The 26,844-nt window shown below is 73.0% G+C and carries 27 protein-coding genes; 8 read left to right on the forward strand and 19 right to left on the reverse strand.

What is annotated here, in order from left to right; translation table 11 throughout:
* Nucleotides 1-68: 68 nt before the first annotated feature.
* Nucleotides 69-740 (forward strand): hypothetical protein, encoded by a 672-nt coding sequence (locus tag LTT61_RS09460; RefSeq protein WP_233019558.1) that lies wholly within the window; start codon nt 69-71, stop codon nt 738-740.
* Here the strand turns inward: LTT61_RS09460 and LTT61_RS09465 are convergent.
* From LTT61_RS09465 to LTT61_RS09475, 3 genes are all read right to left on the reverse strand, one after another.
* Nucleotides 696-1,160 (reverse strand): polyketide cyclase, encoded by a 465-nt coding sequence (locus LTT61_RS09465; protein ID WP_233019559.1) that lies wholly within the window; start codon nt 1,158-1,160, stop codon nt 696-698. The two genes, LTT61_RS09460 and LTT61_RS09465, sit on opposite strands and share 45 nt — an antisense overlap.
* 4 nt (nt 1,161-1,164) lie before the next feature.
* Nucleotides 1,165-1,878, reverse strand: a complete 714-nt coding sequence (locus tag LTT61_RS09470) for a TVP38/TMEM64 family protein (RefSeq protein ID WP_233019560.1) — start codon at nt 1,876-1,878, stop codon at nt 1,165-1,167.
* Nucleotides 1,879-1,941: 63 nt separating this feature from the next.
* A complete protein-coding gene (locus tag LTT61_RS09475) occupies nt 1,942-3,225 on the reverse strand; it encodes an MFS transporter (RefSeq protein ID WP_233019561.1) in 1,284 nt (427 codons plus the stop codon).
* Nucleotides 3,226-3,480: 255 nt separating this feature from the next.
* Between LTT61_RS09475 and LTT61_RS09480 the strand changes: the two genes are divergently transcribed.
* Complete coding sequence (locus tag LTT61_RS09480) at nt 3,481-3,867, forward strand: VOC family protein (protein WP_233019562.1); 387 nt, start codon at nt 3,481-3,483, stop codon at nt 3,865-3,867.
* Between the two features lie 49 nt (nt 3,868-3,916).
* Here LTT61_RS09480 and LTT61_RS09485 read toward each other — a convergent pair whose 3' ends face one another.
* The 7 genes from LTT61_RS09485 to LTT61_RS09515 all read right to left on the reverse strand — a co-directional run bounded on the left by LTT61_RS09485 (nt 3,917) and on the right by LTT61_RS09515 (nt 11,543).
* Entirely contained in the window at nt 3,917-5,062 is a 1,146-nt protein-coding gene (locus tag LTT61_RS09485; protein ID WP_233019563.1) for an acyl-CoA dehydrogenase family protein, read from the reverse strand.
* A gap of 327 nt (nt 5,063-5,389) precedes the next feature.
* Nucleotides 5,390-6,292 carry a lysophospholipid acyltransferase family protein gene (locus LTT61_RS09490; RefSeq protein WP_233019564.1) on the reverse strand — a complete coding sequence of 301 codons (903 nt, stop codon included), beginning with the start codon at nt 6,290-6,292 and terminating at the stop codon, nt 5,390-5,392.
* A 117-nt stretch (nt 6,293-6,409) separates the two neighbouring features.
* Nucleotides 6,410-7,828, reverse strand: a complete 1,419-nt coding sequence (gene hflX / locus LTT61_RS09495; RefSeq protein WP_233020931.1) for a GTPase HflX — start codon at nt 7,826-7,828, stop codon at nt 6,410-6,412.
* A 193-nt stretch (nt 7,829-8,021) separates the two neighbouring features.
* Nucleotides 8,022-8,918: a diaminopimelate epimerase gene (gene dapF, locus LTT61_RS09500; protein WP_233019565.1), complete on the reverse strand. Its 897-nt coding sequence runs from the start codon at nt 8,916-8,918 to the stop codon at nt 8,022-8,024.
* A 146-nt stretch (nt 8,919-9,064) separates the two neighbouring features.
* Nucleotides 9,065-9,880, reverse strand: a complete 816-nt coding sequence (locus LTT61_RS09505; protein ID WP_233019566.1) for a TrmH family RNA methyltransferase — start codon at nt 9,878-9,880, stop codon at nt 9,065-9,067.
* Entirely contained in the window at nt 9,877-10,827 is a 951-nt protein-coding gene (miaA, locus tag LTT61_RS09510; protein WP_233019567.1) for a tRNA (adenosine(37)-N6)-dimethylallyltransferase MiaA, read from the reverse strand. The genes LTT61_RS09505 and miaA overlap by 4 nt, the downstream gene beginning before the upstream one ends.
* Nucleotides 10,824-11,543, reverse strand: coding sequence for a hypothetical protein (locus tag LTT61_RS09515; RefSeq protein WP_233019568.1), 720 nt, complete (start codon nt 11,541-11,543; stop codon nt 10,824-10,826). Before LTT61_RS09515 ends, miaA begins: the two co-directional genes overlap by 4 nt.
* 240 nt (nt 11,544-11,783) lie before the next feature.
* Here LTT61_RS09515 and LTT61_RS09520 point away from each other — a divergent pair, with 240 nt between their 5' ends.
* Nucleotides 11,784-13,166 carry a DUF349 domain-containing protein gene (locus tag LTT61_RS09520; protein ID WP_233019569.1) on the forward strand — a complete coding sequence of 461 codons (1,383 nt, stop codon included), beginning with the start codon at nt 11,784-11,786 and terminating at the stop codon, nt 13,164-13,166.
* A gap of 71 nt (nt 13,167-13,237) precedes the next feature.
* Here LTT61_RS09520 and LTT61_RS09525 read toward each other — a convergent pair whose 3' ends face one another.
* Both LTT61_RS09525 and miaB read right to left on the reverse strand, forming a co-directional pair.
* Complete coding sequence (locus LTT61_RS09525; protein WP_420094759.1) at nt 13,238-13,861, reverse strand: hypothetical protein; 624 nt, start codon at nt 13,859-13,861, stop codon at nt 13,238-13,240.
* Nucleotides 13,858-15,450 carry a tRNA (N6-isopentenyl adenosine(37)-C2)-methylthiotransferase MiaB gene (miaB, locus tag LTT61_RS09530; protein WP_233020933.1) on the reverse strand — a complete coding sequence of 531 codons (1,593 nt, stop codon included), beginning with the start codon at nt 15,448-15,450 and terminating at the stop codon, nt 13,858-13,860. The genes LTT61_RS09525 and miaB overlap by 4 nt, the downstream gene beginning before the upstream one ends.
* Nucleotides 15,451-15,670: 220 nt before the next feature.
* Between miaB and LTT61_RS09535 the strand changes: the two genes are divergently transcribed.
* The 4 genes from LTT61_RS09535 to LTT61_RS09550 all read left to right on the forward strand — a co-directional run bounded on the left by LTT61_RS09535 (nt 15,671) and on the right by LTT61_RS09550 (nt 18,909).
* Nucleotides 15,671-16,399, forward strand: coding sequence for an amino acid ABC transporter ATP-binding protein (locus LTT61_RS09535; RefSeq protein ID WP_233019570.1), 729 nt, complete (start codon nt 15,671-15,673; stop codon nt 16,397-16,399).
* A gap of 20 nt (nt 16,400-16,419) precedes the next feature.
* Nucleotides 16,420-17,262, forward strand: coding sequence for a glutamate ABC transporter substrate-binding protein (locus LTT61_RS09540; RefSeq protein WP_233019571.1), 843 nt, complete (start codon nt 16,420-16,422; stop codon nt 17,260-17,262).
* An 85-nt stretch (nt 17,263-17,347) separates the two neighbouring features.
* Entirely contained in the window at nt 17,348-18,019 is a 672-nt protein-coding gene (locus tag LTT61_RS09545; RefSeq protein WP_233019572.1) for an amino acid ABC transporter permease, read from the forward strand.
* Entirely contained in the window at nt 18,016-18,909 is an 894-nt protein-coding gene (locus LTT61_RS09550) for an amino acid ABC transporter permease (RefSeq protein ID WP_233019573.1), read from the forward strand. Before LTT61_RS09545 ends, LTT61_RS09550 begins: the two co-directional genes overlap by 4 nt.
* A 158-nt stretch (nt 18,910-19,067) precedes the next feature.
* Here LTT61_RS09550 and recX read toward each other — a convergent pair whose 3' ends face one another.
* From recX to LTT61_RS09580, 6 genes are all read right to left on the reverse strand, one after another.
* Nucleotides 19,068-19,643, reverse strand: coding sequence for a recombination regulator RecX (gene recX, locus LTT61_RS09555; protein WP_233019574.1), 576 nt, complete (start codon nt 19,641-19,643; stop codon nt 19,068-19,070).
* Nucleotides 19,644-19,782: 139 nt separating this feature from the next.
* Nucleotides 19,783-20,826, reverse strand: a complete 1,044-nt coding sequence (recA, locus tag LTT61_RS09560; RefSeq protein WP_233019575.1) for a recombinase RecA — start codon at nt 20,824-20,826, stop codon at nt 19,783-19,785.
* A 165-nt stretch (nt 20,827-20,991) separates the two neighbouring features.
* Complete coding sequence (locus LTT61_RS09565; RefSeq protein WP_233019576.1) at nt 20,992-21,186, reverse strand: DUF3046 domain-containing protein; 195 nt, start codon at nt 21,184-21,186, stop codon at nt 20,992-20,994.
* Between the two features lie 29 nt (nt 21,187-21,215).
* Nucleotides 21,216-22,379 carry a glycosyltransferase gene (locus LTT61_RS09570; RefSeq protein WP_233019577.1) on the reverse strand — a complete coding sequence of 388 codons (1,164 nt, stop codon included), beginning with the start codon at nt 22,377-22,379 and terminating at the stop codon, nt 21,216-21,218.
* 31 nt (nt 22,380-22,410) lie between these two features.
* Nucleotides 22,411-23,124, reverse strand: coding sequence for a PIG-L deacetylase family protein (locus LTT61_RS09575; protein ID WP_233019578.1), 714 nt, complete (start codon nt 23,122-23,124; stop codon nt 22,411-22,413).
* Between the two features lie 36 nt (nt 23,125-23,160).
* Nucleotides 23,161-23,334, reverse strand: coding sequence for a hypothetical protein (locus tag LTT61_RS09580; RefSeq protein ID WP_233019579.1), 174 nt, complete (start codon nt 23,332-23,334; stop codon nt 23,161-23,163).
* 142 nt (nt 23,335-23,476) lie between these two features.
* Here LTT61_RS09580 and LTT61_RS09585 point away from each other — a divergent pair, with 142 nt between their 5' ends.
* Nucleotides 23,477-25,132: an alkaline phosphatase D family protein gene (locus LTT61_RS09585; RefSeq protein ID WP_233019580.1), complete on the forward strand. Its 1,656-nt coding sequence runs from the start codon at nt 23,477-23,479 to the stop codon at nt 25,130-25,132.
* On the opposite strand, the gene LTT61_RS09590 is transcribed toward LTT61_RS09585, so the two are convergent.
* Nucleotides 25,133-26,839, reverse strand: a complete 1,707-nt coding sequence (locus LTT61_RS09590; RefSeq protein ID WP_233019581.1) for a serine/threonine-protein kinase — start codon at nt 26,837-26,839, stop codon at nt 25,133-25,135.
* Nucleotides 26,840-26,844 lie beyond the last annotated feature (5 nt).

Here is a 26,844-nt window from a genome sequence, read left to right on the forward strand (position 1 = left end):
CGCGCCGGGTACCCCTAGGCTGATCGCGCCGGTGACGGACCGGTGAACGAACGGGAGAGGCGAGCTGCGTGCTGCAGAAGTTCCTGGACAAGGGTGTCGTCGCGGTACTGGACCGGGCGGCGGAGGTGCAGACGCCCCTGGTGGCCCGCTACGCCGGATTCGTGCGCGACAGGCACCCGGAGGAGACGCCGGACCAGCTGGTGCGCCGGATCGAGAAGCACTACCTGGTGACGGTGACGGCCAGCGGCGTGGCGGCCGGGCTGAGCGCGGCGGTACCCGGCGTCGGCACGCTGATCGGGCTGGCCGCGGCGGGCGCCGACACGCTGCTGTTCCTGGAGGCGTCCACGGTGTTCGTGGTCGGCGCCAAGGAGGTGTCGGAGCGCTCCACCGGCACCGTGCGCGGGCCGCTGGTCTCGGCGGTGATCCTGGGCGGCGCCGGTGCCAAGGCGCTCGGCACCGCGGGCCGCTCGGCCAAGCAGTGGGACACCGCGCTGGCCAACCGGCTGCCGGTGATCTCGAAGATGTCCGAGGGCCCGGTGAAGCGCTTCGTGGTGCAGTTCCTGGTGAAGCGCGGCGCGCTGGCCTTCGGCAAGGTGATCCCGGCCGGGATCGGCGCGGTGATCGGCGGCGTCGGCAACAACGCGCTGGCCCGCGAGGTCATCCGCAACCTGCACGCCGCGCAGCGGGAACCGGCGCTAGTGCTCGACGGTGCGCGCCAGAATGCCGAGGGTGGCGCGTAGGGCGGACTCCGGGATCACCGGGAAGAGATCGTGCTTCCGGTACTTCTCCGCGATATTGCTCCAGTCGTAGTACGAGGTGACCAGCGTGCCGATCTCGCTCGGCTCGAGGAAGTAGCCGTAGCGGTGCTCGATCGGCGGCTGGATCTGCCCGGAGATGGTCCACTCGAGGTGGGCGTCCGGCTCGAACTCGGTGATGATCACCGTGACGTCGTACTTGCCCATCGGGAAGTCGTTGAGCGATTCGCGGTCCATGTGCACCACGAACCGGTCACCGGCCGCGCGCACCGGCTCGCCCTCCGCGGATTGCAGCATGCCGGAGCTGTCGATGGTCACGTGCCCGGCCGGGGAGCAGAGCAGGGCGAAGATCTGCTCGGGTGCGGCGGCGATCTGCCGCCGCACCTCGAAACGTTCGTCGGTCATGGGTTCAGCTTGGCACGGGCGGCTCGGCGGCAGGCTCCGGGCGTGGCCGGTGCCGCCACATCCGGTACCCGCGGTGTGCCGCGAAGACGCCCAGCACCGCCGTGACGCACCAGACCCCGATCGCGGTGTAGGCGAGCGGCGCCGAGAACTCGCCGATGGAGGCGCCGAGCGCCGTGTAGACGAAGGCGCGCGGCGCCGAGCCGATGAACGACCCGGCCACCATCTGCCAGAGCGGGACGCCGAAGGCGCCGAACACGTACGAGGCCAAGGCATCGGAGATGCCGGGGACGAAGCGCTGCCCGACCACCGCCCACAGCCCGCCGCGGGCGATCTGCGCGTCGATCCGGTCCGACCGCTCGGCGCCGATCAGCCCGCGCGCGCTCGCCCGCCCCGCGCGCCTGCCGAGCAGGCTGGTGATCATCGCGGTGCCGACGGCGGAGAACAGCGTCACGACGGTGCCGACCAGCGGCCCGAAGAGGAGTCCGCTGGTGGCGGCGAGCAGCGTCCCCGGCACGAAGATCGCCGCGAGCAGCGCCGAGACCGGGACGAAGACCAGCGGCGCGACCGGCCCGGCGGCGCGGACCAGCTCGCGCACCGCCTCGATATCGATCGCCTGCCGCACCGCGACCAGGTAGAAGAGCACCGCGAGGAACAGCACGAGAACGCCGAGCCGCACGGCGGCGGCGCGGCGGCTCGGTGCCGGGATCTGCTCGGTCATGATGCCGTCGATCCTGCCGGAAACCGGCCGCTCCGACGAGCCGGGGCCGGGGAGCCCGGCCGGTCAGCGCGCCGGGGCCGGTGCGGGCGGGTCGTCGTCCGGGTGCGGCGGGGTCCGGACCCGCGCCGCGATCCCCGCCGCCACCAGGCACGCCGCCGCGCCGACCAGCAGCGCGGCCCGCGGCCCGGCGGCATCGCAGATCCAGCCGGTGAGCGGGCTGCCGATCGGGGTGGTGCCGAGGTAGACGAAGACCCAGAGCGCCATGATCCGCCCCCGGTAGGCCGGGTCGGAGTGCAGCTGCAGCGCGGTCGAGGCCAGCGTGACGAAGCAGAACGCCGCGATCCCGGTCGCCACCAGCGCCACGCAGGCGATGGCGAGGTTCGGCGCCACCGCGGTCGCCGCCAGACACACGCCGAAGGCCGTTGCCGCCGCCACCAGGTACACCCGCCGCGGGTGCCGCACCAGCCCGACCGCGAGCGACCCCGCCACCGAGCCGACGCTGAGCATGGTGGAGAGCAGCCCGTAGGTGCCGCCGGTGCCGTGGAAGGTGTCCTTCGCCAGCACCGGCAGGATGACCGCGAAGTTGAAGGCGAGCAGCCCGACCAGCGCCATCATCACCAGCGGCAGCCAGAGCTGCTGCCTGGTGCGGGCGTAGCGCAGCCCGGCCGCCACCCCCTGCGGGGTCTTGGTGGCCGCGGCCGGTACCGCCAGCGGCCGGATGGCGAACAGCGCGCCGATCACCGCCAGGTACGAGACGGCGTTGACCGCGAAGCAGGGCGTGGTGCCGATGGTCGCGATCAGCACCCCGGCCAGCGCGGGCCCGACCACCCGCGCGCTGTTCATCACCACCCCGTTGACGCTCGCCGCGCTCGCCAGGTCGGCGGGCGGCACCAGCCGGGCGACGAACGCCTGCCGCGCCGGGCTGTCCACGATCTGCACCACGCCGCCGAGCACCGTCACCGCGATCACCAGCGGGACGTCGGCGTGCCCGCTCGCCGCCGCCAGCCAGAGCGCCACCGCGAGCACCGCCGACGCCGCCTGGGTGCCGATCAGCAGCTTCCGCAGGTCCACCCGGTCCGCGACCACCCCGCCCCACGGGCCGAAGAGCAGCGGCGGGACCCCGCTCGCGGCCAGCACGAGCCCGAGCGAGGCGGGCGAGCCGGTGATCCCGAGCACCAGCCAGCCGATCGCCGTCGTCTGCACGAAGGTGCCGCTGGCCGAGGCGATCTGCCCGCCGAAATACCACCGGAACGGCACCGAGCGCAGCGCGCGGAAGGCATTCGCGCGCGCCGGCCTCGGCCCGGCCGGGGCGGCCTCGGGGACGACCGCGAGCGCGTCCCGTTCCATCAGGGCCGCGGCGTGTCGCGCGGGAGGAGCCGGGCCGGCTCCACGATCACTCCGGCCTCGACCGGACCACCTGTCACCGTGCGGCGCATTCTCCCGACCTTCCGCCGTTCTCGACCGCCCCGCACAGTGACGCGGGGCATCCCCCACTCTGGCCGACGGCGTCCCCTCCGCGCCCCGCCGGACGTGCCGGGTTTCGCTGGAAAACGGCCACGCGGGGTCCCCCCGCACCCGCCGCGCACCGGCTACCGTTGGCGGATGCTCGATCACCTCGCCCTGCAGTGCGCCGACCCGGATCGAGCCGCCGCCTTCTACACCCGGGTCTTCGCCGCGCTCGGGGTGCGCGAGGCCATGCGCGTCGACCGCCCCGAGGGCACGGTCGTCGGTCTCGGCGGCCCGGACGGCTTCCCGCACCTCTGGCTCGGCCCGCGCGTCGACCACGGCCACCGCCCGGTACATGTCGCGCTCACCGCGGACTCCAGGGACGCCGTGCACGCGGTGCACGAGGCCGCCGTCGCCGACGGCGCCGAGATCCTGCACGAGCCCCGGCTCTGGCCGGAGTACCACCCCGGCTACTACGCGGTCTTCCTCCGCGACCCGGACGGCAACAACGTCGAGGCGGTACACCACCACTTCGGCGGCTGAACGCGAAAGCCCCCGGCCCGGCGGGGGCAGGGGGCGAGCGCGGTGGTGCTCAGGACAGCTTCAGCGACCGCCCGATGATCTCCTTCATGATCTCGGTGGTGCCGCCGTAGATCGTCTGGATGCGCGCGTCCAGGTAGGCGCGAGCGATCGGGTACTCCTTCATGTAGCCGTACCCGCCGTGCAGCTGGACGCAGCGGTTGATCAGGTCGAGCTGCTCCTCGGTGCTCCACCACTTGGCCATGGCGGCGTCCTCGGCGGAGAGCTTGCCGTCGTTCAGGTCCTGCACGAAGCGGTCGACGAGGACGCGCACCGCGGTGGTCTTTGTGGCCAGCTCGGCCAGCACGAAGCGGGTGTTCTGCAGGGCGCCGATCGGCTTGCCGAACGCCTTGCGGTCGCGCACGTACTGGATGGTCATCTCCAGGCACGCCTCCATGGCGCCCGCCGCCATGACGGCGATGGAGAGTCGCTCCTGCGGCAGGTTCTGCATGAGGTGGATGAAGCCCATGCCCTCGGTGCCGAGCAGGTTCTTGCCGGGCACCCGGACGTCGGTGAAGCTGAGCTCGGCGGTGTCCTGCGCCTTGAGCCCGATCTTGTCCAGGTTGCGGCCGCGCTCGAAGCCCGCCATGCCGCGCTCCACCACCAGCAGGCTGAAGCCCATGGCGCCCTTGGCGGGGTCGGTCTGCGCGACCACGATCACGATGTCGGCGTTGATGCCGTTGGTGATGAAGGTCTTGGCGCCGTTCAGGATCCAGTCGTCGCCGTCGCGGACCGCCTTGGTCTTGATGCCCTGCAGGTCGGAGCCGGTGCCCGGCTCGGTCATGGCGATCGCGGTGATGATCTCGCCGGAACAGAAGCCGGGCAGCCAGCGCTGCTTCTGCTCCTCGTTCGCCAGCTCCAGCAGGTACGGCGCGATGACGTCGTTGTGCAGCCCGAAGCCGAGGCCGCTGTACAGGCCGCGCACGGCCTCCTCGGTGACCACCGCGTTGTAACGGAAGTCCTTGACCCCGCCGCCGCCGTACTCCTCCGGCACGGCCATGCCGAGGAAGCCCTGCTTTCCGGCCTCCAGCCAGACGTCGCGGTCGACGAGGCCCTGCTCCTCCCACTTCGCGTGGTTCGGCGCGACGTGCTGATCGAGAAACTTGCGGAACGACTCCCGGAACAGATCGTGCTCGGGTTCGAACAGTGTGCGCTCCACGCCTACCTCCTTGTGCGGCACCGGCCGGGCCACCCCGGCGGTCGTTGCCTCACACGGTACCCGCAATGAGAATGGCTGTTCACTTCACACCCGAAATCGATACCTCCACCAGCCCCGCGACCAGCCCGGTCGGTGAGTATCAGCAATTCTCGGCAAACCTCGGCGGCGGGCGCGGCGCGGCGGCATCGTTCGACACCGCGCCGCGTGCGGTCGCATCAGCGGTGGCGTCGCTCCGCGGTGGCGTCGCTCCGCGGTGGCGTCGCTCCGCGGTGGCGTCGATCAGCGGTGGCGTCGCTCCGCGGTGGCGTCGATCAGCGGCGGTGTCGCTCAGCGGCGGCGGAGCAGCCCCTTGACCCGGCCGACCAGGCCGCGCCCGCTGTCCCGCTCGCGCTCGGCGAAGAGGAAGCGCAGCTCCTCCTCCAGCCCCTTGCGGACCACGTCGGCCAGCTCGGTGGCGGCGGATGCCACATCGGGGGCGCCGCGCCAGGGCGCCGGGTCGATGGGCGCGCCAACGGCGAAGTAGAACCGCTCCGGGCGCGGCACGACGGTGGGGCCGATGCCGCGCACCACCGGCGGGATCAGCCCGGCGGGCAGCCCGAGCGCCCGCGCGGCCCAGCGCACCGGGCGCATGACCGGGTGGTCGGCGTCGAGCACGATGTCGAAGGCGTCGTCGATGCCGATCATGGCGACCGGGACGATCGGCGCCCCCGCCTCGATCGCCATCCGCGCGAAGCCGGTGCGGCCGTCCCACTTGAGCATGTACTTCTCGTTCTTGCGGCGGGCCGCCTCCCTGCTCCCGCCGGGGAAGACGATCACCGCCTCCCCCTTGGCGAGCAGCGCCAGGCAGTTCGCCCGCGTCCCGCGGACGACGCCGTAGCGGTGCAGCACGTGCCGCACCCCGGGCACCGCCATGAGCACGTTCTCCGCGAGGCCGCGGATGAGCCTGCCGCGGCGGCGCAGCACCTCGGGCAGCAACAGCGGGGCATCGATGCCGCCGAGCAGGTTGTGGTTACCGACCAGCAGCACCGGGCCGTCGGCCGGGATGTTCTCCAGGCCGTAGAAGCGCGGGCTCGACCACGCCCGCAGCGGCGCGAGAACCGCGTCCAGCAGCCGCATCTCGATACCGCTCGGCGAAACCCGGAGCGGCGCACCATCGGTGAGCGTGCCGGAAGCGGTGGCGCCGGAGCGCGGCGCCACCGGTGAAGCCCCGCCCGAACGGTGCTGCGACATGGGTTGTCCTCCTGCTGGGCGATGCGACGCCGCTCAGCCTAACCACCCGGCAGCATCCTGGCTACCCCAGCGGATGCGCCCGAAACCACTGCCCCGCAGCGGGAGTGCCGTTCGGCCCTACCGCTCCGGCGCGGATCCGGCGAACGGGGTCAAGGCCGCGGCGAGCGCGTGCGGTACCCTGGCGCGCACCCGGGTACCGCCCTCCTCGTGCTCGGTGGCCAGGATCCGGCCCTCGGCGTGCACCCGGGCCAGCAGATCACCCCTGGTGTAGGGCAGCAGCACGGTGACGTCCACGTCCAGCCCGCCGAGCAGGGTGGCGACCCGCTCGCGCAGCGCCGCCATGCCCGCGCCGGTGGCGGCGGAGACGAAGACCGCGTCCGGCAGCTGGGCCCGCAGCCGGGCCAGCGCCAGCTCGTCCACCGCGTCGATCTTGTTGACCACCAGCAACTCCGGCGGCGCCGGGACGCCGGAATCCTTGACCACGTCGGTGATCACCTCGCGCACCGCCTCGATCTGCCCGGCGGGCAGCGGGTCGGCGCCGTCGACCACGTGCAGCAGCAGGTCGGCGGCGGTGACCTCCTCCAGCGTCGAGCGGAACGCCTCGACCAGCTGGGTCGGCAGGTGCCGGACGAACCCGACGGTGTCGGTGACCACGATCTCGCGGCCGTCGTCGAGCGCGGCCCGCCGCGTGGTGGGGTCGAGGGTGGCGAAGAGCGCGTCCTGCACCAGGAGTCCGGCGTCGGTGAGCGCGTTCATCAGGCTGGACTTGCCCGCGTTGGTGTAGCCGACGATGGCGACGGCGGGCACCCCGCCGTTCACCCGGCGGGCGCGCATGGTGTCGCGCGCGGTCTTCATCTCGCGGATCTGCCTGCGCAGCTTGGCCATCCGCTCGCGGATCCGGCGGCGATCGGTCTCGATCTTGGTCTCACCCGGCCCGCGCAGCCCCACGCCGCCGTTGCTGCCCGCACGGCCACCGGCCTGCCGGGACATGGACTCGCCCCAGCCGCGCAGCCGCGGCAGCATGTACTCCATCTGCGCCAGCGTGACCTGCGCCTTGCCCTCCCTCGAGGTGGCGTGCTGGGCGAAGATGTCCAGGATCAGCGCGGTCCGGTCGACCACCTTGACCTTGGCCACCTTCTCCAGCGCGGTCAGCTGCGCGGGGGTCAGCTCACCGTCGCAGATGACGGTGTCGGCGCCGGTCTCCAGCACCACGGCGCGCAGCTCCTCGGCCTTGCCGGAGCCGATGTAGGTGGCCGGGTCGGGGCGGTCGCGGCGCTGGATCAGCGCCTGCAGCACCTCCGAGCCCGCGGTCTCGGCGAGCGCGGCCAGCTCGGCCATCGAGGCGTCGGCGGCCGCGGCGCTGCCCTCGGTCCAGACCCCGACCAGCACGACGCGCTCCAGGCGCAGCTGCCGGTACTCGACCTCGGTGATGTCGGTGAGCTCGGTGGAGAGCCCGGCCACCCGGCGCAGCGAGCTGCGCTCGTCGAGCTGCAGCTCGCCGACGGTCGGGTCGGCGGACCAGCCGGTGCGGGCCATGCGCTCGGCGTGCCGGGCGAGCGTGTCGTCGGAGTCGGTGGCGGCGGACTCGGCGGCGGCATCGGCAGCAGCGGGCTCGATGTCGAAGGCGTCCTCGAACGTCACCGGGAGCGGGAACCTGTCAGATTTTTTCATACGCTCTCCATGCTGCCACTCTGCGGCGAGCGGCGCACCGTGATATTCACCCGGACGCTCAGTGCTCGAGCCACCACTCGCCCGCGAGCCGCCCGTGCGCGAGCAGCACCGACGGTCCGCGCAGCCACGCCTGACCGCCCGCGAGCCGGACCGAGACGGCGCCGCCGGGCACCCGCACCCGCACCTCGCCGGAGTCCTCGGCGATCCGGAAGCCCTCCCGGTGCAGCACCGCGGCGGCGGCCGCGACGGTGCCGGTGCCGCAGGAGCGGGTCTCGCCGACGCCGCGCTCGAAGACGCGCATGTCGACGGCGGGTTCCGCGCCGGGCGGGAGCGGGGTGACGAATTCGATGTTCACGCCCTGCGGGAAGAGGTCGGGGTCGTAGCCGGGGGGCACGGTGAGGTCGAGTTTGGCCAGGTCGTCGCCGGAGAGGTCGGCGGCGATGCAGGCCAGGTGCGGGTTGCCGACATCGATGCCGATGCCGGGGTAGGCCCAGCCCGCGAGCGACGCGGTGGACGGGCCCAGCTCGCGGACCAGCCCCATCGCCACCGTCACCTCGCCGTGCACCGCGTCCCCGCTGTGCACGGTCACCGGCTTGGCGCCGGCCCGGCTGCCGACCACGTAGTCGGTGCGCGGTTCCCAGCCCGCGGCCGCCAGGTAGTGCGCGAACACCCGCACGCCGTTCCCGCACATCTCCGCGATCGAGCCGTCGCCGTTGCGGTAGTCCATGAACCAGTCGTCGCTCGCGACGCCCTCGGGAAGCGCGTCGAGCACCCCCGCGTCCAGCAGTTTCCCGGCCTTGGCGACCCGGAGCACCCCGTCGGCGCCGATCCCGGCGCGACGATCGCACAGCGCCGCGACCTTCGACGCGGTCAGCTCGAGCACCGCTTCCGGATCCGGCAGCACCACGAAGTCGTTCTCGGTGCCGTGCCCCTTGCTGAACTCGACCGCATCCAACTAAAAGCTCCTGTGTTCTCTGTCCGCTGGCGCGGACTGGGTTCGCGGCCCTTGGGGGTCCCGCGATCGGGCGTCCGAGACTTGCGGCTTCGCCGCTTGCGCTTCGGACGCCCGAGCGCGGGACGGGCCGCGAACCCGGACGGGGGTCATTTGCTGTGCTGGGGACGGTAGTCCTGATGTCGCTGTCTGGCTATTTCGTACAGGGCGACGGTGGCGGTGGCGGCGGCGCCGATGGTGTCGGCGGCGCCGGGGACGGTGAGCTGGTCGGTGCCGGGCCAGGTGCCGCGCTCGTCGCCGACGACGACCACCGCCGCCTGGTCGAACGGGTACTCGTCGACCGGTGTTCCGGTGGTGCCTGGCAGCACGACGCGGGTGGGGATGCCACGGCGGCGCTGGCGCTCGGCGAAGGTGAGCACCTGGGCGGCGCCGCCCGCGCGGAAGACCGGGACGGCGAAGAGCGAGCCGGTGGAGGCGCGCACGGTGCGCGGGTCGTGGTGGTCGGCGCCGGGGCCGGTGATCACCACCCCGGCCGCGCCGAAGGCGTCGGCGGTGCGGATGAGGGCGCCGAGCACGTCCGGCGAGTCGGGGCGGTCGGCGACCAGCACCACCGGCGGCGGGCCACCGGGCACGCCGGGCGCGAAATCGTCGAGTTCGCCGGGGCGGGAGACGGCGACCGCGACCAGCTCGGGCACGCCATCGCCGAGCTCGGCCATGAGCTCGGGCACCAGCCCGACCCGGGGCAACCGGCTGGTGTCGAGCACCTCGCGCGCCCAGCCGGAGAGCTCGGGCCCGCCGAGCCGGTAGACGAGCGTCTCCAGCGGCCAGCCGCAGGCCAGCGCGCGGGTGATCGGCCGGACGCCGTGCACCAGGAAGCGGCCGTCGCGCAGCCGCTTGCCGCGGTTCGTCAGATACCCCTGCCACACCTGGACCGAGGCCGTGCGCGGCCGCGCTGATCGGCTCACTGCGCTGAACGTTCCTTTCCCGTGCCTGCCGGTTCGCCCGCCGCGTGCGCGGCCACCGCCGCCAGCGCGGCCGTCCGCAGCGCCGGGTCGGCGCCGTCCAGCCAGTGCACCCGCGGGTCGCGGCGGAACCACGAGCGCTGCCTGCGCACATACCGCCTGGTACCGATCAGCGTGCGCTCGACCGCGTGGTTCAGGTCGTATTCGTCATCGAGGTGCGCGAGGACTTGTGCGTATCCGATGGCGCGGCGCGCGGTCACCCCGTCGCGCAGCCCGCGGTCGAGCAGCCCGCGCACCTCGTCGACCAGCCCGGCCTCGAACATGTGCGCGGTGCGGAGCTCGATCCTGGCGTCCAGCTCGGCGGTCTCCCGGTCCACGCCGAGCAGCAGCGTGTTCCAGCGCGGGGCGCCGATCACCGGCGCGGACGCGGCGAACGGGCGACCGGTCAGCTCGACCACCTCCAGCGCGCGCACCATGCGCCTGCCGTCGGTGGGCAGGATGGTGTCGGCGGCCACCGGGTCGGCCGCGCGCAGCGCCGCGTGCACCGCGGCGAGCCCCCGCTCCGCCAGGACCCCCTCCCACCTGGCCCGCACCTCCGGGTCGGTGGCCGGGAACCGCCACTGGTCGAGCAGCGCCTGCACGTACATCATGGAGCCGCCGACGATCACCGGCACCCGCCCGCGCGCCCGGATCGCCTCGACGTCGGCGGCGGCCGCGGCCTGGTACGCGGCGACCGTCGCGGTCGCGGTGACCTCCAGGACGTCGAGCTGGTGGTGCGGGATGCCGCGGCGCTCGGCGGGCGCCAGTTTGGCGGTGCCGATATCCATCCCCCGATACAGCTGCATGGCGTCGATGTTCACGATCTCGCCGCCGAGCTGCTCGGCCAGGTACAGCCCGAGGTCGGACTTGCCGGTGGCGGTGGGGCCGATCACCGCTACCGGTGCGCTCACCCGGGCCGCCACAGCCCGGCGTGGTACCCGACCCCGAACGGCGCGTCCTGGAAGCGGGTCTCCGCCGCGACGGCGCCGTCCCGGCCGAAGAGCCCGGCCAGCGCCTGGTAGACCGCGCGGCCGCGGAGCACGAGGTCGGCGCAGAGCGCGGGGTCCAGCTCGAGCAGCGCCGCCCGGTCGCCGGTGGCGAGCGCGGTGTCCAGCGCGCGCTGCACCGCGGGGGCGCGTTCGTCCAGGTAGCCGGGGGACGCGGTGGTGAGGGTGGCGGCGCCGTCGGCGATCACCAGCACGCCGCGCGGTTCCGGCGTCGCGTCGAGTTCGGCACGCAGCCGGGCGCCGAATACCACCGCCTCGCGCGCCGACGTCTCCTCGGGCAGCAGCCGGACCTCGGCGTTCCCGCCGGGGGCGACGGCGCCGCGGGCCCAGCCCGCGATCAGCACCGGCAGTTCGAGCTCGGGATCCGGTTCGGCGACGGCATCCGGGCCGAGCGCGACCCGGAGCTCGGCGCCGTAGCCGCGGAAGGTGCCGACGGTCTCCGGGCCGTACCGGCCCCGCCCGGTGCCGAGCACCGTCCAGCTGCCGGATTCCGCCGCCAGGGCGCCGAGTACGTCGAGCACCGCCGCCCGCAGCGCGGGCACGCCCGGTTCGGCCGCGGCACCGCACAACTCGGGAACGAGGACGGGTGGCGCGGGCATCAGAGCCGCGACGGAGAACACCCCGACAACGGTAGCCGCCGGTTGTCCGGCGGCCGCCGCGGGTTCGAGTGTCTCTGCCGCAAAACCCCCGGACATTGATAGTGTTCGGGAAGCGACAACCCAGGTCACCACGGGTCGGGCGACCTGGTGGTCCCCTTCGCGGGGGCGTGGATCGAATGGTCTCGAGGGCTCGCACCGGGTTGAATGGGGTGAGCCAGGGCGTAATCAGGCAGCCGTGACGCGCGGCAGGGACGAGGAGCAATGACCGACACCAACGGAACCGCCGACGCCGGCCGCCCCGCGCAGGCACCGCACCCGTCCGGTGCGCCCAAGCCCGGCGGCGCCGTCCCCCGTCCCCCGAAGCCGCACGCCGTCAAGCCCGCTCCCGGCCCCGCCGCCCAGCATCCGCATCCCGTCGTGGTCCCCGCCGTCAGCGACCCGAGCAAGTGGGGCCGGGTCGACGAGGACGGCACCGCCTGGGTGCGGACCGCCGACGGCGAGCGTCAGATCGGCTCCTGGCAGGCCGGTGACGCCGCCGAGGGGCTGGCGCACTTCGGCCGCCGCTTCGACGACCTGGCGACCGAGGTCGCGCTGCTGGAGGCCAGGCTCGCCGCCGGCGCCGACGCCCGCAAGACCAGGGCCGCCGCCGTCGCGCTGGCCGAGTCGCTGCCGAGCGCCGCCGTGATCGGTGACGTCGACGGCCTCGCCGCCCGGCTCGCCGCCATCGCCGAGCACTCCGAGGAAGCCGCCGCGCACGCCCGCGAGGAGAAGGAGCGCGCCCGGCACGAGCACACCGAGCGCAAGGAGGCGCTGGCCGCCGAGGCGGAGAAGATCGCCGCCGAATCCACCCAGTGGAAGTCCGCGGGCGATCGGCTGCGCGAGATCCTGGACGAGTGGAAGACCATCCGCGGCGTCGACCGCAAGGTGGACGACGCGCTGTGGCGCCGCTACTCCAAGGCGCGGGAATCCTTCAACCGCCGCCGCGGCGCGCACTTCGCCGAGCTCGACCGCGAGCGCGCCACCGCCAAGACGCGCAAGGAGGAGCTGTGCGTGCAGGCCGAGGCGCTCTCCGGCTCCACCGACTGGGTCGGCACCGCCGCCGTCTTCCGCGACCTGCTCAACGACTGGAAGGCCGCGGGCCGGGCGCCGCGCGAGGCGGACGAGGCGCTGTGGCGGCGGTTCAAGAGCGCGCAGGATGTCTTCTTCGCGGCGCGCAACTCCGCCGCCTCCGAGCGGGACGCGGAGTTCGAGCACAACGCCACCGCCAAGGAGGAGCTGCTCCGCACGCACGCGAACATCGACCCCGCCACCGACCTGGAGACCGCCCGCGCCGCGCTGCGCGACCTGCAGGAGAAGTGGGACGCGCTGGGCAAGGTGCCGCGCGAGCGGATGCAGGACCTGGAGGGCAAGCTGCGCGCCATCGAGAAGAAGGTGCGCGAGGCGGTCGACGCCCAGTGGCGGCGCAGCGATCCGGAGGCGGTCGCCCGTGCGGCGCAGTTCCGCGAGCGGGTGCAGCAGTTCGAGGAGCAGGCCGCCAAGGCGCAGGCCGCTGGCAAGAAGCGGGATGCCGAGCGGGCCCTGGAGCAGGCCAAGCAGTGGCGCGAGTGGGCCGACGCCGCCGAAGGCGCGGTCAGCAACCTCTGAACCGAGGCCCCCGGAAGCGGATCACGCGTGCCGGGCCGACCTCGCGGGGTGCGGCCGGTACGGCGACAGGCTCAGCGTTCGCCGAAGCGCTTCTTGCGCTCCGCTTCCTCCGCGGCGGCGGCGACGGCACGCCGCTGCTCCTCGGCCGCGAGGTGCACGGCGGTCCGGCTCCAGACCACCTTCACCCAGTGGAAGGTGAGCAGGGCGGCGGCGAGGGTGCCGATGATCAGTCCGACGCCCGGCCCCGCGCCGATGTAGTTGTTCAGCCCGGGCGTCTGCCGGTGCCAGATGGAGAAGACGCCGAACGCACTCGCGATCGCCGACCCGGCGAGCGCGACCCAGGCCAGCGCCCAGCGCCTGGTCATCAGCGCGAGCAGCGAGAAGCCGACCCCGAAGACCGTCACGAACCAGACGAAGATCCGGGAGGGAAGCCCGATGTGCTCGATCCGCGCCGCGTCGGTGCCGAGCAGCACGTCGAAGCCGCGCGCCGACCCGGCGTGCGCGAGCACCAGCGAGATCAGCAGCGCGAAGACCGCGACCGCCACCACCAGCGCGCGGGCCCCCGGGTCGATCTCCCCCGCGACCCGCCGCTCGACGGCGTCGATCTCGGCGCGCATCTGTTCCAGGTTCTCGACCGGATTCACGTCGTCTCCTTCTCGGCCCGGCCCGTCGCCGGGATCGGCGGGACCGGTCACGATCCGCACTCGGTGGCGCAGCCGGCGGCCACCGGCTGCGCGGCCGGGGCGCCGATGGCGGGCAGCCCGAGCCCGACCCCGATGGGGGCGGTCTTCGGGGTGATCCCGCGCTCGTGCGCGTCCCCGGCCCTGGTCCGGCGGTGGGCGGTGATCGGCGAGTCGGCAATCAGGTGGTGCGGCGCGGCGCCGGTCACAGTGACGGTCACCAGGTCGCCGGGGCGGATGCCCGAGCCCTCCGGGCGGCTGTCACCACTGACGCCCTCCCGGCGGCTGTCAGCACTGACGCCCTCCGGGCGGAAGTGCACCAGCCTGCCGTCCCTGGCGCGGCCGCTCATCCGGGCGGTGGCGGCGTTCTTCTTCCCCGCGCCCGCGGCGACGAGCAACTCCACCTCGGCGCCGACCAGCGCCCGGTTGCCCGCCAGCGACATCTCCTCCTGCAGCGCGATCAGCCGCTCGTAGCGCGCCTGCACCACGGCCTTCGGCAGCTGGTCCGGCAGTTCGGCGGCCGGAGTGCCCGGCCGCTTCGAGTACTGGAAGGTGTACGCGCTGGTGAAGCGGGCCCGCCGGACGACCTCGAGGGTCTGCTCGAAGTCCTCCTCGGTCTCGCCCGGGAAGCCGACGATGATGTCGGTGGTGATCGCGGCGTGCGGCATGGCGGCCCGCACCTTGTCGATGATGCCCAGGTAGCGCGCCTGCCGATAGGAGCGGCGCATGGCCTTGAGCACCCGGTCCGAGCCGGACTGCAGCGGCATGTGCAGTTGCGGACAGATGTTCGGGGTGGCCGCCATCGCCTCGATGACGTCGTCGGTGAACTCCGCCGGGTGCGGCGAGGTGAAGCGCACCCGCTCCAGGCCGTCGATGTCGCCGCAGGCGCGCAACAGCTTGGCGAACGCGCCGCGATCGCGCGGCTCGGCCGGGTCGGCGAACGAGGCGCCGTAGGCATTGACATTCTGCCCGAGCAGCGTCACCTCCAGCACGCCCTGGTCGACCAGCGCCTGCACCTCGGCGAGCACATCGCCGGGGCGCCGGTCCACCTCCTTGCCGCGCAGCGCGGGGACGATGCAGAAGGTGCAGGTGTTGTTGCAGCCGACGGAGATGGAGACCCAGCCCGCGTAGGCGGACTCGCGCTTGGCGGGCAGCGTGGACGGGAACGCCTCCAGCGAGTCCAGGATCTCCACCTGGGCCTCGGCGTTGTGCCTGGCACGCTCCAGCAGCACCGGCAGCGACCCGAGGTTGTGCGTGCCGAAGACCACGTCCACCCAGGGCGCGCGGCGGACGATGGTGTCCCGGTCCTTCTGCGCCAGGCAGCCGCCGACCGCGATCTGCATGCCGGGCCGGCCCGCCTTCGCCGGTGCCAGGTGCCCGAGCGTGCCGTAGAGCTTGTTGTCCGCGTTCTCCCGCACCGCGCAGGTGTTGAGCACCACCAGATCGGGCTCCGCCCCCTGAACTGCCCGGACGTACCCGGCCTCCTCCAGCAGCCCGGAGAGCCGCTCGGAGTCGTGCACGTTCATCTGGCAGCCGAAGGTGCGCACCTCGTAGCTGCGGCCGGAGCCGGCCTCCGCGGCCGGGAGCACCGCCGTCCGTCCCATCGAATTCACCCGCTCAGCCTACGGGGGGCACCGGGGGTGAGCAGACGAGGGTACCGCCAGGTTACGGCGATATGTCGAATCGGCGCGGCGCGGCGGTGTGTCACTGAAAGCAGGGCAAAACCCGGTTTCCCCTTTAAGGTCAGTGACCATGACCGACGACGCCGCCGTATCCGGGGCCACCGGAGATATCCCCGCCGCTGCGCCGACGGGTGCCCCGCCGATGATCACAATACGCAAGGTGGACAAGCACTTCGGCGCGCTGCACGTGCTCCGCGACATCAACCTGGAGGTGCCGCGCGGACAGGTGGTGATCGTGCTCGGACCCTCCGGCTCCGGCAAGTCCACGCTCTGCCGCACCATCAACCGGCTGGAGCCGATCGACTCCGGCGAGATCGCGGTGGACGGCGTCCCGCTGCCCGCCGAGGGAAAGGCACTGGCCGCGCTGCGCGCCGATGTCGGCATGGTGTTCCAGTCGTTCAACCTGTTCGCGCACAAGACGATCATCGACAACGTCATGCTGGCGCCGCTCAAGGTGCGCAGGCTCAAGAAGGACGAGGCGCGCAAGCAGGCGGTGGCGCTGCTGGAGCGGGTCGGCATCGCCGACCAGGCGGACAAGTACCCCGCGCAGCTCTCCGGCGGGCAGCAGCAGCGCGTCGCCATCGCCCGCGCGCTGGCGATGAATCCCAAGGTCATGCTTTTCGACGAGCCCACCTCCGCGCTCGACCCGGAGATGGTCAACGAGGTGCTCGAGGTGATGGTCTCGCTGGCCAAGGAGGGGATGACCATGGTCGTGGTCACCCACGAGATGGGCTTCGCCCGGCGCGCGGGCGACCGGGTGCTCTTCATGGCGGACGGTCAGGTCGTCGAGGACGCCGAGCCCGAGACGTTCTTCACCGCGCCGAAATCGGACCGGGCGAAGGACTTCCTGGGCAAGATCCTGAGCCACTAGGAATAGAGAGAAGGAACTCGATGAGGATCAACCGCGCGTTGCGCACCGGGATCGGTGCGGTCGCTCTGGCGCTGGCCGTGGCGAGCACGGCCGCCTGTGGTGGCGGCTCCGACAAGTCCGCCGTGGCGAACGCCAAGGACGGCAAGCTCACCATCGGCATCAAGTTCGACCAGCCCGGCCTCGGTCTGCGCAACAAGGACGGCTCCTACAGCGGGTTCGACGTCGAGGTCGCCAAGTACGTGGCGGGCAAGCTCGGGGTGCAGCCGGACCAGATCACCTTCAAGGAGTCGCCCTCCGCCCAGCGCGAGACGCTGATCGAGAACGGCCAGGTCGACCTGGTCATCGCCACCTACTCGATCAACGACAAGCGCAAGGAGAAGATCGACTTCGCCGGGCCGTACTTCGTGGCGGGACAGTCGCTGCTGGTCAAGGCGGACAACACCACGATCACCGGGCCGGAGTCGCTGACCGGCGGCAAGAAGCTCTGCTCGGTCAAGGGCTCGACCCCGGCGCAGAACGTCAAGGACAAGTACGCCAACGACGTGCAGCTGCAGGAGTACGACACCTACTCGCTCTGCGTCGAGGCGCTGCGCAGCGGCTCGGTGGACGCGGTGACCACCGACGACATCATCCTCGCCGGTTTCGCCGCCCAGTCGCCCGGCCAGCTGAAGGTGGTCGGCAAGCCGTTCACCACGGAGAACTACGGCGTCGGGCTGAAGAAGGGCGACCAGGAGACCCGCGACGCGGTCAACGACGCCATCGAGGCGATGATCGCCGACGGCTCCTGGGCCAACGCGCTGAACCAGACCTTCGGCGCCACCGGGTACCAGATCCCGTCACCGCCGACGGTCAACCGCTACTGACCCGCTCGACGAGGGCGGCCCGGCCTGCCGGGCCGCCCTCTGTGTTTCCTCCCTGTCCACCCTCGATCGCAAGGGACGCGCGCTCGTGTTCGATCTGATCTCGCGCTACGACGACCAGATACTGGATGCCTTCTGGGTGACCATTCAGCTGACCCTGCTCTCCTCCATCGGCGCACTGGTGCTCGGCACGATCGTGGCCGGGCTGCGGGTGTCGCCGGTGCCGATCGCCCGTGGCGTCGGCGCCGCCTACGTCACGCTGATCCGCAATACCCCGCTCACCCTGATCATCGTCTTCTGCTCGCTCGGGCTGTACTCCACCATGGGGCTCACGCTGGGCGGCGCGACGCTGAACGCCATTAACTTCCGCTGGGCCATCGTCGCCCTCAGCGTGTACACCGCCGCGTTCGTCTGCGAATCACTGCGCTCCGGCATCAACACGGTGGCGCTCGGGCAGTCCGAGGCGGGCCGCTCGCTCGGGCTCGGGTTCAGCCAGAACCTGCGGCTGATCGTGCTGCCGCAGGCCTTCCGCGCGGTGGTCGCGCCACTGGGCAGCGTGCTGATCGCGCTCACCAAGAACTCCACCATCGCCTCCGCGATCGGCGTCGCCGAGGCGGCCGCGCTGATGGCGACCATGAACGAAACGGAAGCCGACCTGCTGGCGATCGGCGCGATCTTCGCGCTCGGCTTCGTGATCCTGACCCTGCCCACCGGCCTCTTCTTCGGCTGGCTGGCCAAGCGATTCGAGGTAACCCGATGAGCGGCGCGTCTTCGGTCCTCTTCGACGCCCCCGGCCCCAAGGCCAAGCTGCGCAACCACCTGTACACGGCGGCCGTGCTGGTGCTGGTGGTCGCCGGGCTGTGGCTGGCGCTCTCCGCCTTCGCGGACAAGGGCCAGTTCACGGCGGACAAGTGGACGCCGTTCCTGGAGGCCTCGGTCTGGAAGACCTACCTGCTGCCCGGTCTGCGCGGCACGATCGTCGCCGCGCTGCTCTCCATCGTGCTCGCGCTGGTGGTCGGCATGGTCTTCGGCATCCTGCGGCTCTCCGAGCACCGGCCGGTGCGCTGGTTCGCGAGCGTGGTGGTCGAGCTGTCGCGCGCCATCCCGGTGCTGATCCTGATGATCTTCCTGTTCGCGGTCTTCGCCGAGTACGACCTGTTCATGTCGGAGGATCTGGCGCTGGCCGCGGTGGTCACCGCGCTCACCATCTACAACGGGTCGGTGATCGCGGAGATCGTGCGAGCCGGGATCCGCTCGCTCCCCCGCGGGCAGACCGAGGCGGCGGTCGCGCTCGGGCTGCGCAAGAACCAGCTCATGAGGCTGATCCTGCTGCCGCAGGCGATCACCGCCATGCTGCCCGCGCTGATCTCGCAGATGGTGGTGGCGCTCAAGGACTCCGCGCTCGGCTACCAGATCACCTACGTCGAGATCGTGCGCTCCGGGCAGCAGCTCGGGTCGTCGGAGAGCAACACCATCCCCGCGCTCATGGTGGTCGCGCTCGTCATGATCCTGCTGAACAGCCTGCTCACCTTCGTCGCCACCCAGGTGGAGCGGCGGCTGCGCACCAGGAAGAAGAAGGGCACCACGGTGCTCGCGGCCGACTCGGTGGTCACCGATGCCGCGCCGGGTGTGGACATCACCAAGAAGTAACCTCCGGCCGTCGCCGGGCACCCCCCATGCCCGGCGACGGCCGATTCCCTGGCGCCGGTGACCCGGCGCGAGGCCGGGTTGCACGCGGACGGCTGGCACGACATGCACCTGCACGCCCTGGTCACGCCGGGGTGAGGGGGCATTCGCCCGGACTCGGGTCACTCCTCCGCGAGTTCGGTGCCTCCGCTGTACCCGGCGGCGTCGAGTTCGGCGCGGACCACCGGGAAGGCGACCGAGGCCGGGTAGCCGCGGCGGGCGAGCATGCCGGAGAGCCGGCGGAGTGCGGTGTCGCGGTCGACGCTCGCGGGCAGGCTGCGCAGCTTGCGGCGCACCAGTTCGGCGGCGCGCTCCTGTTCGTCGTCGCCGCTGATGCCGTCCAGCGCGGCCGCCGCCGTCTCCGGCGCGACCCCCTTGCGGCGTAGTTCCTGGGCGAGCGCGGCCCGCCCCCGCCCGGAGAAGGTGTGCCTGGCCTGCACCCACTGCTCGGCGAAGGCGGCGTCGTCGACCAGCCCGACCTCGGCGAGCCGGTCGACCGCGGCCGCCGTCACCTCGGCGTCGAATCCCTTGGCGGACAGCCGCTGCACGAGTTCGGCGCGGCTGCGAGCGCGGACGGCGAGCAGGCGAAGACAGGCTTCCTTCGCCTGCTCGACCGTCCCACCCTGCGGGGCACCCCCCTGCGCCGCGCGGCCGGAGCCGGACGGCGCGGGTTCCTCCCGCCCGGGCCCGGCCGCCACCGGACCCGCCCGCCGACGGCCGGCACCACCGCGGCCGTCCGGCGGAAGATCACTTCCCCCCGGCTTGCTCTCCAGTTCCCGCAACCGCCGCCGGACCTCGTCCACCGGATCGGGCCGAGCGCGGCGGTTGCGGACGGGCTCAGAAATCGGCGGGCACCTCGGCGCCCTCGGCCGCGGTCACGTCGGCACCGATGCCGAGCTTCTCCTTGATCTTCTTCTCGACCTCGTCGCGCACGTCGATGTTCTCCAGCAGGAACTTCCTGGCGTTCTCCTTGCCCTGGCCCAGCTGGTCGCCCTCGTAGGTGTACCAGGAGCCGGACTTGCGGATGAAGCCGTGCTCGACGCCCATGTCGATGAGCGAGCCCTCCTTGGAGATGCCGTGGCCGTAGAGGATGTCGAACTCGGCCTGCTTGAACGGCGGCGAGACCTTGTTCTTCACGACCTTGACCCGGGTGCGGTTGCCCACCGCGTCGCTGCCGTCCTTGAGCGTCTCGATGCGGCGCACGTCGAGCCGGACCGAGGCGTAGAACTTGAGCGCCTTGCCACCGGTGGTGGTCTCCGGCGAGCCGAACATGACGCCGATCTTCTCGCGCAGCTGGTTGATGAAGATGGCGGTGGTGCCGGAGTTGTTGAGCGCGCCGGTCATCTTGCGCAGCGCCTGGCTCATCAACCTGGCCTGCAGCCCGACGTGGCTGTCGCCCATCTCGCCCTCGATCTCGGCGCGCGGGACGAGGGCGGCCACCGAGTCGATGACGATGATGTCGATGGCGCCGGAGCGCACCAGCATGTCCGCGATCTCCAGCGCCTGCTCACCGGTGTCCGGCTGGGAGACGAGCAGCGCGTCGGTGTCGACGCCGAGCTTCTTCGCGTACTCCGGATCCAGCGCGTGCTCCGCGTCGATGAACGCGGCGACGCCGCCGGCGGCCTGGGCATTGGCCACCGCGTGCAGTGCGACGGTCGTCTTACCCGAGGACTCCGGGCCGTAGATCTCGACGACCCGGCCGCGCGGCAGCCCGCCGATGCCGAGCGCGACGTCGAGGGCGATGGAGCCGGTCGGGATCACCGAGATGGGCTGCCGCGCCTCCTCGCCGAGCCGCATGACCGCGCCCTTGCCGAAGCTCTTCTCGACCTGGGCGAGCGCCAGCTCCAGTGCCTTGTCGCGGTCGTAAGCCTGTGGTGCCATGTCGATCCCCTTCACTCGGGAAGCTGATGTGGTAGGCGCTCCGGCTCAGGGGGAGAAGAAGCGCTTCCTCGTGGTTGGCGCCCACACTAGAGCGCGGCACCGACAAGTTCCGGGCTCAGCCTAGACGAACAAATGTTCGAGTCAAGCCGCCCCGCCGCGCGGCCGTCACCACCGGCCGCGGGGCACGTCGAACTCGGCGCAGAGCGCGCGCCAGACCTCGCGGGGATCGACCCCCGCCTCGATGGCCTGCGCCCCGGTGCGCCCGCCGAGCGCGAGGATCACGTGGTCGGCGAGCAGCGTGTCGCCCCTGGCCACACCGAATTCGGTGTGCAGGAGTTCGGAGAATTCGGTCAATCGCACCGTGTCGAAGATACCGGCGGGCCGGCGATTCAGCGCACCGCGGCCCGCCGGAGCACCCCGCGACACAGCTCGACCGGGTCGGCGACCTCGGCGATGCTCGCCGCGGCGGCCCCGGCGGCGGCGGTGTAGCCGGGCTGCTCGAGCACGCGCAGCACCGCGGCCCGCACGGCGGCGGCGGTCAGCGGCCGGATCAGCAGCGAGCCGCCCTGGCGGGCGGCGCGGTTGGCGAGCTCCCACTGGTCGCCGCCGCCGGGAACGGTGACCACCGGCACCCCGGCGAGCAGGCTCTTGGCCAGCAGCCCGTGCCCGCCGCCGCCGACCACCACCGCGGCCTCCCGGAGCAGCACGTCCTGCCTGCCGAGCCCGGCGCGCACCCAGCCGGGCAGCCCCGGCGGCGGGGCGTCCAGCATCGAGACCGCCACCCGGACCCCGGCGCCGTCCAGCGCCTCGACCACGGTCTCCACCATCCCGGCGACCCCGGTGTGCGCGGTGGACGGCGCCACCATGACCAGCGGTTCGGTGCCGGGCGGCGGCTCGAGCACGGCGTCGGTCGGCTCCCAGAGCAGCGGCCCGACCACGTGCGTGCGCGCGGGCCAGTCCGGGCGCGGCACCTCCAGCGCGGGCAGGGTGGCGATCAGCCGGGCGGCGGGGCCGGGATCGGCGCCGGGCAGCCCGACCCCCTCGCGGGCCGCCGCGCGCTGCCGGTGCCCGGCCCTGATGTCGCGCGCGGTGAGCGCGCGCAGCACGGTGTCCCTGGCCCGCCCGCGCACCCCGGTGCCGGGGGCGAGCCCGCTGCCGATCGGCGGCAGCCCCTTCGACGGCAGGTAGAGCGGGTGCGGCGAGAGCTCGAGCCAGGGCACGCCGAGCCGCTCGGCGGCCATCCCGCCACCGGCGGTGAGCACGTCGGAGACGACCAGGTCGGGGCCGACGGCGTCGAGGTCGGACAGGATCTCGGTGGAGATGTGCGCGGCGCGCTCGTGGATCCGCCTGCCCGCGTCGGCGTCGTCGTCGACGGCGCGCGGCGCCAGCCCCCTGAGCCGGCGCACCGCGATCCCCGCGGCCGCGGCGGTCTCGAACCAGCGCGAGCCGGTGAAGAGCACCGCTTCGTCCCCGGCGGCGCGGAAGCGCTCGCACAGGGCCAGCGCGGGGAAGGCATGTCCTGGGTCGGGTCCGGCCACCACGGCTACGCGCATCCGCCCACCCTGCCACACCGCTGCGGCGGGGTCAGTCGCGGAAGTGGTACAGCGTGAAGCCGACCGCCCGCGCGGCCGGGAAGTCGGCGCGCGGCCCCGTCCCCCGCTCGACGATCTCGGCGACCTGCTCCTCGACCGGCCGCCCCGGCGCGAGTACCTCCAGGTAGCGGCGGTGCGCGGCGAGCGAGGCGTGCGCCTGCGGGATGACCTCGGTGACGTCGACGGCGTGGTCGCCGCCCGGCTCGAAGACGGCGGCCCAGCGCGCGGTCCACGGCGGCAGCTCGGCGAGCTCGGGGAAGATCCACTCGTTGCCCGCGTCGGCGACGGCGTCCAGCGCCGCCCGGCCGGTGGCCCTGTGGTCGGCGCTGTTCGGGTAGCCGGGCGCCCAGACCGGGCCGAAGTGCATGAGCACCACCAGCTCGGGGCGGTGCCGCCGGATGGCGGCGGCCAGGTCGCGGCGCAACGCGAGGCTCTCCTCGATCCGGCCGTCCGGGTAGCCGAGGAACTCCACCGCGCGCACCCCGACCTCGGCGGCCGCGGCCCGCTCCTCGCGCTCGCGCAGCGGCCCCGCCTCGGCGGGCGGCACCCCGGCCATCCCGGCCTCGCCGCTGGTGACCAGCAGGTACCCGATGTCCTTCCCCTGGCCGGTCCACCGGGCGACCGCGGCGGCGGCCCCGTACTCGATGTCGTCGGGGTGGGCCGCGATCACCAGCCCGCGCTGCCAGTCCTCCGAAAGCTGCTGCATACCCGCCGAAGTTACCGCTTGCCCGCCGTCACGGAGCTACAACTTCTGCACCGTGTTGTCTCCGCTCCCGACCACCGCCTTGTAGAGCAGGTACAGCCCGCCGACGATCACGGCCAGCACCAGCAGCGGGAACAGCCCCTTCAGCAGCGCCCCGATGATCGCCACCGCGATCCACACCAGCGCGACCACTCCGATGATCTTCCACACCATTGCCATCTCTCCTTCGATTCGTCCCGGCTTCGAGCATGGCAGCCGAACGGCGGCGAAACAGCAGGTGAAGACTGATATCAGGGTAGATTTCGGGGTTGCCACCGACCCCGCCTCCGGCGGTATCCGCACGTACCCTGACGGTGTGGCCATCTCGCGTCGGCAGTTCGGGCGGTTCGGCGGCGCCGCCCTGGCGGTGCTCGCCGGTACGGCCGCGGCGAGCAGCGCCCGGTTCCCGGCGCCGCGCCGGCTCGGCGACCCGTTCGCGCTCGGTGTCGCCTCCGGCGACCCGACGCCGGACGGCTTCGTGCTCTGGACCCGGCTCGCCCCCGACCCCACCGCCCCGGACGGCCTCGCGGGCACCCCGCTGGCACCGATCAGCGTCGACTACGAGGTGGCGCACGACGAGCAGTTCCGCGCGGTGGTCGCCCGCGGCACCGCCGTCGCGACCCGCGACCTCGGGCACAGCGTGCACCCGGAGATCAGCGGGCTGGAGCCGGACCGCTGGTACTACTACCGCTTCCGCGCGGGTTCGGCGATCTCCCCGGTCGGCCGCACCCGCACCGCGCCCGCGCTCGGGCAGCGGCTGGCGCGGATGCGCTTCGCCTTCGCCTCCTGCCAGTCCTGGACCTCCGGCTACTTCACCGCCTACGACCACCTGAGCCGCGAGGACCTGGACCTGGTGGTGCACCTCGGCGACTACATCTACGAGATGGGCTGGCTGCGCGGCCGCGCGGGCCAGGAGGTCTGGGAGCCGCAGCTCGGCGGCGAGGCGGTCGACCTGCGCGGCTACCGGCTGCGCTACGCGCAGGCCAAGGCGGAGGCACCGCTGCGGGCCGCGCACGCCGCCTTCCCGTGGCTGGTCACCATGGACGACCACGAGGTGGACAACAACTGGGCCGCGGATGCGCCCGGGCTCGGCGTCACCGTGCAGCGGCTCCGGCCGCTCTTCCTGAAGCGGCGCGCCGCCGCCTTCCAGGCCATGTACGAGCACCAGCCGCTGCGGCTGGCGCAGCTGCCGCGGGGGCCGTCCATGCTGCTGCACCGGCGCTACCGCTTCGGCGACCTCGCCGACTTCACCATGCTCGACACCAGGCAGTACCGCACCGCGCAGGCCTGCGGCGACGGCAATGTGGTGACCGGCTGCGCCGAGCGCGCGAACCCGGAGCGCACCATCCTCGGCGCCGGGCAGCGGGAGTGGTTGCTGGACGGACTGGCGAACTCGACCGCGCGCTGGCAGGTGCTCGGCAACCAGGTGGGGATGAGCCGCACCGACATGGACACCGGCCCCGAGGTGGCGCTGCCCACCGACCCGTGGGACGGCTACCTCGCCGACCGGGCCGCCGTGCTCGGCGCCGCCACCCGGCTCGGCGGCCGGAACATGGTGGTGATCACCGGCGACCGGCACGAGAACCACGCCGCCGACCTGCGCCGCGACCACGCCGAGCTCGACTCGCCGGTGGTCGCGGCCGAGTTCACCGGCACCTCGATCACCAGCGGTGGCGACGGTGCCGACATGACGCCGCGCGGGCGCACGATGCTGGACGCCAACCCGGATATCAAGTTCTTCAACGGGCAGCGCGGCTACGTCCGGGTCGAGCTCGACCACGAGCTGTGGCGCACCGACTTCCGGGTGCTGCCGTACGTGCGCAGGCAGGGAGCGCCGATCGAGACCAGGGCGACGTACGTGGTCGAGGACGGGGTGCCTGGGGTGCGGGAGGCGTGGCGGGCGGAGCCGCCGCGCGGGGCCGGGGGCGCGGGCGAGCGGCCGGACAGCGCGGAGGCGGCGCCGACCCGCTGATCAGAGCGGGAGCTCCGGCCACCACCGCCGGTACAGGTCGTCGCCGGTGTGGAAGTCCCAGTTGGCGTCGATGACCACCCAGGCGCGGGCGGGGTCGTCGAATTTGACCGTCAGCATGCCGGTGTTCGCGCCCGGGTAGTGGCTCCAGCGGACCCGGCCGGTGCCGGAGGGGCGGGTCCACGGCTCCTCGCGGGTGGTGGCGTTCTCGATATTGGTGGTGAAGTCACTGTCCCGGCGCGGGTCGCCGCGGCGGTAGGACCAGACGTAGTACTTCACGCCGTCGTCCTGGGTGCACTCCAGGGCGGGGGCGCCGCCGTTGTTCAGCACGTTCATGCTGGTACAGCGGGCGCCGCGGTAGCCGGTGGCGGCGGGGTCCGGCGGGAGGAGGCCGGGGAAGAGGGCGACGAGGTCGGCGTCGCGGCCCCAGGCGGGGTTCGCCGGGCGCGGCGTCGTGGTGGGGGTCGTCGTCGGCGGGGCGGTGGTGGCCGTCGCGGTCGGTTCGGCCGGGGTGCCGGTGCCGGTGACGGTCGACGGGCTGGCGGCGAGGGTGACGGCGGTGCTGACGACGAGCACCGCCGCGAGCGCCGCAGCCGCGCGGAACCAGGTGTTGGACAGGAGGCTTCGCCGCTGATCCGGCGCGGGCTCGAGGTGGGCGACCTGCTGCGGGACACCCCGGACGAGCCCCGGACCGCTCGGCTGCGGTGCACTCGGGACGGGATTCGAGGCGTCCGGCGGCAGCAGGGGTGGTGCCGGGATGGGCGGGTCCGGGTGCGGGCGGATCAGGGTGGGGTCGCTCGGGGCGGGGACGTTCGCCGGGCGGACCGGCGGAATCGGCACACCGGCCAGGGGTGACACCGCCTGCGAGACCACGGCGTCGAGGGCGGCCCGGGCGGCGGCAGCGAAGGAGCGGCAGTCCGGGAACCGCTGCTCCCGATCCTTCGCCATGGCGGTCGCGATCACCGCGTCCAGCCCGACCGGCAGCCCTGGCACCACGGCGGACGCTCGCGGCGGCGGCTCCATGAGGTGCGCGCCGAGCACCGCGGCGGGCGTGCTGCGGGTGAACGGCAGCGCGCCGGTGAGCATCTGGAACAGCGTGGCGCCGAGCGCGTAGATGTCGGCGCGATGGTCGAGCGGGTCGCCCCGGATCTGTTCCGGCGCCACGTACCCGAGCGTGGCGATCAACGCTCCCGCCCCGGTGAGCGCGGTGTCGTCGGTGCGGCTGCGCGCGATCCCGAAGTCGGTGACGAAGACGTGGTCCGCCCCGTCGTCGTCGGCGACGAGCAGGTTGGCCGGTTTGACGTCGCGGTGCAGCAGCCCGCGCCGATGCGCGGAGTCGAGTCCGGCCGCGGCCTGGGTGAGGATCTGCACCGCGCGCCGCGGGTCGAGCCTGCCGCCGTCGGCACGGATCAGCTCGGCGACGTCCGGCCCGGCGACGAAGCGCATCGACATCCAGAGCAGGTCGTCCTCGGCGCCGCGGTCGTAGATCTCCACGATGTTCGGGTGGTCGAGCTGCACCGCCAGCTCGGCCTCGCGCCGGAACCGGGCGCGGAACTCCGGGTCGGCGCCGGCCACCGGGTCGAGCACCTTGAGCGCCACCGAGCGCGGCAGCCGCGGGTGCCGCGCCAGGTAGACGGTGCCCATGCCGCCCGCGCCGAGGGTGCGTTCGATGCGATACCCGGCGAACACCGTGCCCGGGGTCAGGGTCATGGGGG

This window comes from Nocardia asteroides (assembly GCF_021183625.1).
Classification (GTDB): Bacteria; Actinomycetota; Actinomycetes; order Mycobacteriales; family Mycobacteriaceae; genus Nocardia; species Nocardia asteroides_A.

Excerpts from the sequence above, each read along its gene's own strand:
- LTT61_RS09540 (WP_233019571.1), top strand. The coding sequence starts at position 16,420 with ATGAGGATCAACCGCGCGTTGCGCACCGGGATCGGTGCGGTCGCTCTG.
- miaB (WP_233020933.1), bottom strand. The coding sequence starts at position 15,450 with ATGGGACGGACGGCGGTGCTCCCGGCCGCGGAGGCCGGCTCCGGCCGC.
- hflX (WP_233020931.1), bottom strand. The coding sequence starts at position 7,828 with ATGGCCCGCACCGGCTGGTCCGCCGACCCGACCGTCGGCGAGCTGCAG.
- LTT61_RS09475 (WP_233019561.1), bottom strand. The coding sequence starts at position 3,225 with ATGGAACGGGACGCGCTCGCGGTCGTCCCCGAGGCCGCCCCGGCCGGG.
- LTT61_RS09520 (WP_233019569.1), top strand. The coding sequence starts at position 11,784 with ATGACCGACACCAACGGAACCGCCGACGCCGGCCGCCCCGCGCAGGCA.
- LTT61_RS09570 (WP_233019577.1), bottom strand. The coding sequence starts at position 22,379 with ATGCGCGTAGCCGTGGTGGCCGGACCCGACCCAGGACATGCCTTCCCC.
- LTT61_RS09550 (WP_233019573.1), top strand. The coding sequence starts at position 18,016 with ATGAGCGGCGCGTCTTCGGTCCTCTTCGACGCCCCCGGCCCCAAGGCC.
- LTT61_RS09465 (WP_233019559.1), bottom strand. The coding sequence starts at position 1,160 with ATGACCGACGAACGTTTCGAGGTGCGGCGGCAGATCGCCGCCGCACCC.
- LTT61_RS09590 (WP_233019581.1), bottom strand. The coding sequence starts at position 26,839 with ATGACCCTGACCCCGGGCACGGTGTTCGCCGGGTATCGCATCGAACGC.
- LTT61_RS09470 (WP_233019560.1), bottom strand. The coding sequence starts at position 1,878 with ATGACCGAGCAGATCCCGGCACCGAGCCGCCGCGCCGCCGCCGTGCGG.
- LTT61_RS09535 (WP_233019570.1), top strand. The coding sequence starts at position 15,671 with ATGATCACAATACGCAAGGTGGACAAGCACTTCGGCGCGCTGCACGTG.
- recA (WP_233019575.1), bottom strand. The coding sequence starts at position 20,826 with ATGGCACCACAGGCTTACGACCGCGACAAGGCACTGGAGCTGGCGCTC.
- LTT61_RS09580 (WP_233019579.1), bottom strand. The coding sequence starts at position 23,334 with ATGGTGTGGAAGATCATCGGAGTGGTCGCGCTGGTGTGGATCGCGGTG.
- LTT61_RS09490 (WP_233019564.1), bottom strand. The coding sequence starts at position 6,292 with ATGTCGCAGCACCGTTCGGGCGGGGCTTCACCGGTGGCGCCGCGCTCC.
- LTT61_RS09480 (WP_233019562.1), top strand. The coding sequence starts at position 3,481 with ATGCTCGATCACCTCGCCCTGCAGTGCGCCGACCCGGATCGAGCCGCC.
- LTT61_RS09575 (WP_233019578.1), bottom strand. The coding sequence starts at position 23,124 with ATGCAGCAGCTTTCGGAGGACTGGCAGCGCGGGCTGGTGATCGCGGCC.